The organism is Chamaesiphon sp. OTE_20_metabat_361 (genome assembly GCF_031364565.1).
Window position 1 is genome coordinate 1 of record NZ_JANLWO010000800.1, and the last position, 4772, is coordinate 4772.

A 4772-nucleotide genomic window follows, 5' to 3' on the forward strand; every position below is an offset into this window, starting at 1 on the left:
TGTGCTTGGGGTCGATCGCTAGTGACAGCGTAACCAGCTTTGACCCAATTAGTATAGCCACCATCGAGGAGGGCAACGCGCTCGTGTCCGTAATAGCGCAACAGCCACCACAATCGCGCGGCAAACCCAAATCGCGAATCATCATAAGCAATGACTAGCGTGTCAGCAATAATGCCCATCGCCGCTAATTTGGCTCCTAAGACTCGATCGTCTGGCAAAGGATGTCTCCCACCATGTATGCCCACAGGACTCGATAAATCGCGATTTAAGTCCAAGTAGCAAGCACCAGGAATGTGCGCTGTTTCGTACTGTTTTCTACCTAGTTCGGGGTCGCCTAATGCAAAGCGACAATCCACGATCGCGATTGGCGGAGTCGATCCTCGCTCTAGATAATGATGCAGCCATTCTGCTGTGACGATCGGAGACATATAGGACTTGCGAATTAATAAATGACAAATAATGAAATTCGATCGAGTGAGTGCTTAATTTGTGAGCGATAAAGTGGCTCAAACCTAGCTGGTGGGCACTGCCCACCCTACTGGATATTCCCTAAAGCCTAAAGCCTAAAACCTAAAACCTAAAACCTATCCCCTTCCCCCAATCCGATACCCCTTGCCATATACTGTCTGAATCAACTCCGGCGAACCGGGTAACTCAATTTTGCGCCGCAGTAGCCGTACTAGTGCTGCTAAAACATTGCTGCTGGGTGCGGAATTTTGCCCCCAAAGATGTGCTTGAATTTGGCTATGGGTGAGGACTTGCCCGGAGTGCTGCATCAGATAGCCCAAAAGCTGGGTTTCTTTTTCGGAGAGTTCGATACTTTTACCATGAACGTGGGCGAGTTGATTGCCGAGATCTAGCTCCAAATCGTCTACTTGAAGTTTCGATACAGTGGGACTCGGATCGACGGTTTGCACTCGCCGTAGTAGCGCACGCACCCTAGCTAGCAATTCTCGCAATTCAAACGGTTTGACTAGATAGTCATCGGCTCCTGCATCCAAGCCAATCACTCGATCGTCGAGCGTATCTTTTGCTGTGAGAAATAAGACAGGTGTTGAGTCACCGCGATCGCGTACTTGCTGACAAATCTGCAAACCAGTCACATGTGGTAACATCCAATCTAAAATCAACAAATTGTAGTTTCCTTCACTGGCTAATCGAGCACCCAGACGACCATCAGTCGCCACATCGACAGTGTATCCTTCCCGTGTCAAAAGTCTGCTCAACGGGTTTGTCAGAGCGGGTTCATCGTCAACAAGTAAAATTGTTATTTGAAGTTTATTAACCACAGGTGAACGATCCTGACTGATGCGAGGGTATGATAAGAGCGGTTAGAGATCGAAAATTGTCTGCAACCTGAGTTATTATCATCTCTATATTAAGCATAGCTGGCTGACGATCGATCGCTTTGATGGTAACTCGATCCGATTCGAGAAAAGCTATCAGTTTCCAAGGTTTTACCAATCACTCTATATCCTCCTTAGTTCAAGGCGTAAGTTCGGGTTATGCAACCACCAATTCCCCTGGGAACAGTGCTTCAACAGCGTTACCGCGTGACCAAAGTGTTAGGTCAGGGGGGGTTTGGGCGTACCTACTTGGCTCAAGACACGGGCTGTTTTGATGAGATGTGCGTACTCAAAGAATTTAGCCCCAACGATCGCGGTCGCGATGCGCTCAAGAAGTCTAAGGAGCTATTTCATCGCGAAGCTCAGGTATTATATCAAATTAACCATCCCCAAATTCCGAAATTCCGCGCTAACTTTGAAGAGCAAAAACGACTCTTTCTGGTACAGGAATATGCGGAAGGGAAAACAGTTGCCAAAACTCTGAGCGATCGCCTCAAAAAGAATACAACTTTTGCCGAAGCTGAGGCGGTAGAGTTTATCAAAAATATGCTGCCCGTGTTGTCACATATTCATGGGATGGGGATCATTCATCGAGATATTTCTCCCGATAATATTATTTTTCGCGATCGCGATAAGTTGCCAGTTCTGATTGACTTTGGCGTTGTCAAAGCGGGTGTCACCCAATTAGAAGTATCGACCCAAATTCATCAAGGCACGACTGTCGGTAAAGCTGGCTACGCACCGGGCGAACAGCTCCAAACCGGAGAAGCTTATGCCAATAGCGACCTCTATGCCCTGGCTGTGACTGTGGTAGTGATGATGACCGGGCGCAAACCCGAAAGCTTGATTGATAAAAGTACCATGACTTGGAAGTGGCATCAATGGGTGCCAACCTTGACGCCGTGGTTTGCCAAAATTCTCAATAAAATGCTCAGTCGCGTGCCCAATAGCCGCTATCAATCGGCAATCGAGGTCGCGCAAGCGTTGCGATCGGTATCGGACTTTGTCGGCGTACCAGCGACGGCTGCTGAGTTCCCGTCAGGGACTTTCGTACCATCGAAGCCAAATAGCCGCTTACCACAGACCGCAGAGCGCCAATTATCAACCAACGGGCAAGCGGCGACCCCATTATCGCGACTCAAAAGACCGCAATCGACGCTTGGCAGCCGCCCAGCCGGGAGGACACTCCAGCCACCACCACAAAACCCCCTGCGCGGGATCTTGAGTACGCCATGGGGCATTGCGATGAGTTCGGCAACTGCCGCGTCGATCCTGATCGTCCTACCTATTTTCCTCATCAGTCGATCGCTCGCGCCCTCGGGCAGCGGTACGAAACCAGCACCAGTGCCCACAGCAGCCAGCACCCTGCCACCAGTGGTTGCCAGTCCGGTGCCACCAACACCCCCCGCACCCGTGCCGCCAGAAACAACTCCTGCCGCTCCCTCAGCGCCCGTAGCAGTGGCAGCGGAAACCCTGAATCTAGAAATTGGTAAACCCCTCATCAAAGAGGGCGCACTCAATGCTGCCCAACCGACAGTATTTAGTCTGAATCTACCAGTCGGGCAACAACTCAAAACGACATTGACAACTACGCCACCGGGAGCAACCATGAATATCCTCGCGCCCAATCAGGCGAATGTCGATGTCTATGCTAAAAGTACCCTCAACTGGCAAGGGACACTCCCGCTAACTGGAGAATATCGGATCGAAATTATCTCGCCACCAGACACTAGTGGCAATTACAAGCTCGAAGTCCTAACGACAGCATTACCTGCATCTGCTACCCCAACGATCGCACCAACGGCTACACCAACCAATGCACCAACGGCTACCCCGACGATCGCACCAACCACTGCACCAATAGTTGTACCCAGATAAATAATCGCAGGTGTCCCCACCTCGGGCAGATCTCCTCTAAAGCGATCGCAAAATAAGCGCTTATGAAGCAGATTTAATATCACTACCCTCTACCCTCTACCCTCTACCCTCTTTGTCGCCAGATCCAAGTATGACTGTTTCGCCCGATGCCACGCACGATCGATCTGTAGCCGTCGAACTAGCTGATACTGCGTCCAAATTGGGACTCGATCGGATCGCTCGACATATCTTAATTTGTGCAGACCAAACCAAGCCCCTATGCTGCGATCGCGCCCAGAGTCTAGTGGCTTGGGATTATCTCAAGCGGCGACTGCGCGAATTAAAACTCGATGCCCCCGACGCGCCCCAGGGTTGTGTTTTTCGGACTAAAGCCAACTGTTTGCGGGTCTGTCAGCACGGCCCGATCGTGGTTGTCTACCCCGACGGTGTTTGGTATCATTCGGCTAGCCCAGCCGTCATCGAACGGATCATCCAAGAACATTTGATCGGCGATCGGATCGTCGAGGAATATGCTTTTTTAGTCAATCCATTCGAGTCGGTTGAGGAATAGTTAGGGGATAATTAGGATATAGTGACTTTACATTTGAGGAGAGCTAGTAATGAGTAACCGCGATGGATTTAGTGGTGGTTTTTGGTTGGGAACGCTGGTCGGTGGCGTAGTCGGCGGGATCGTCGGAGCTTCGATCGCCAATCAAAGAGCCAATCGGTTCGATGCCGATCCTGACAACATGCGATTATCAGGCGAGCTGGGCGAAAAAAGACCATTCAAATCCCGCCGGAACCGGACGCTCGATCGGATGGAAATGGCTCGCCGGAGCTTGGATGATAAGATTAGCGACTTAAACAACGCGATCGATTCAGTCAGATCGACGATCGGTCAAAATGCCGAAGATCCGCTCGATCGTCAAACCGAACCGCCAGCGGAAAACATTAAAACGCAACAATCCCTCGACCTTCATAGCTAATTACGATGCAGATCGGAGTGATGGTGACACGATTGAGTCGGTTAGTACGGTATGCCCAACAAGCCATAAATACCAGTCGATCGGTTAAAATAAGTGCAGCAAGTTTCCGATCGCACGATCGTTTTTATGGATAATACTCTCATCGCGCCCCTCCTAATTGTCAGCATTTCCAAGTTCCTGGAATATTACCTCTACATTTTATTCGCTCGACTGTTACTTACCTGGTTTCCAAATATTGATTGGATGCAGCAAATCGTCGGCTTTTTGAGTCCGATTACCGATCCTTATCTCAACCTCTTTCGATTTGTACCGCCGATCGGCCCGCTCGATCTGTCGCCGATTATTGCGATCTTCGCCTTACAATTTGCCATGCAGGCATTGACTTTGCTTGGTTAACAGGCATTAGACCGTTCGATTCCCGCTCGATAATCGCCAGTAATTATCATTCCGATCGCACCACCATTAACCGACACTGCTAACGTGACAACTACAACGCTAATTTATATTGCTCTACTGCTATTGACCTGCGTCGGAGTAATTGGATCTGTGGTACCCGTGATGCCTGGGCCAATTTTGATCTTGG

General features: G+C 49.9%; 6 protein-coding genes. 4 read left to right on the top strand and 2 right to left on the bottom strand.

Features of this window, described 5'->3' with window-relative positions:
• Together RMO35_RS22590 and rppA are read right to left on the bottom strand one after the other, a co-directional pair.
• Window positions 1–428 (bottom strand): rhodanese-like domain-containing protein (locus tag RMO35_RS22590; protein WP_309744552.1); only part of this gene is annotated, 428 nt, incomplete at its 3' end.
• Window positions 429–584: 156 nt separating this feature from the next.
• Window positions 585–1271: a two-component system response regulator RppA gene (gene rppA / locus RMO35_RS22595; RefSeq protein WP_309744560.1), complete on the bottom strand. Its 687-nt coding sequence runs from the start codon at window positions 1269–1271 to the stop codon at window positions 585–587.
• A gap of 234 nt (window positions 1272–1505) precedes the next feature.
• Here rppA and RMO35_RS22600 point away from each other — a divergent pair, with 234 nt between their 5' ends.
• The 4 genes from RMO35_RS22600 (at window position 1506) to RMO35_RS22615 (ending at window position 4585) form a co-directional block, all read left to right on the top strand.
• Entirely contained in the window at window positions 1506–3224 is a 1719-nt protein-coding gene (locus RMO35_RS22600; protein WP_309744554.1) for a serine/threonine-protein kinase, read from the top strand.
• 130 nt (window positions 3225–3354) lie between these two features.
• Window positions 3355–3774, top strand: a complete 420-nt coding sequence (locus tag RMO35_RS22605; RefSeq protein WP_309744556.1) for a ferredoxin — start codon at window positions 3355–3357, stop codon at window positions 3772–3774.
• Window positions 3775–3823: 49 nt separating this feature from the next.
• Window positions 3824–4189 carry a hypothetical protein gene (locus RMO35_RS22610; protein WP_309744558.1) on the top strand — a complete coding sequence of 122 codons (366 nt, stop codon included), beginning with the start codon at window positions 3824–3826 and terminating at the stop codon, window positions 4187–4189.
• A 126-nt stretch (window positions 4190–4315) separates the two neighbouring features.
• The gene (locus RMO35_RS22615; protein WP_309744562.1) at window positions 4316–4585 is read left to right on the top strand and encodes a YggT family protein; all 270 of its coding nucleotides are present in this window, start codon (window positions 4316–4318) and stop codon (window positions 4583–4585) included.
• Window positions 4586–4772 lie beyond the last annotated feature (187 nt).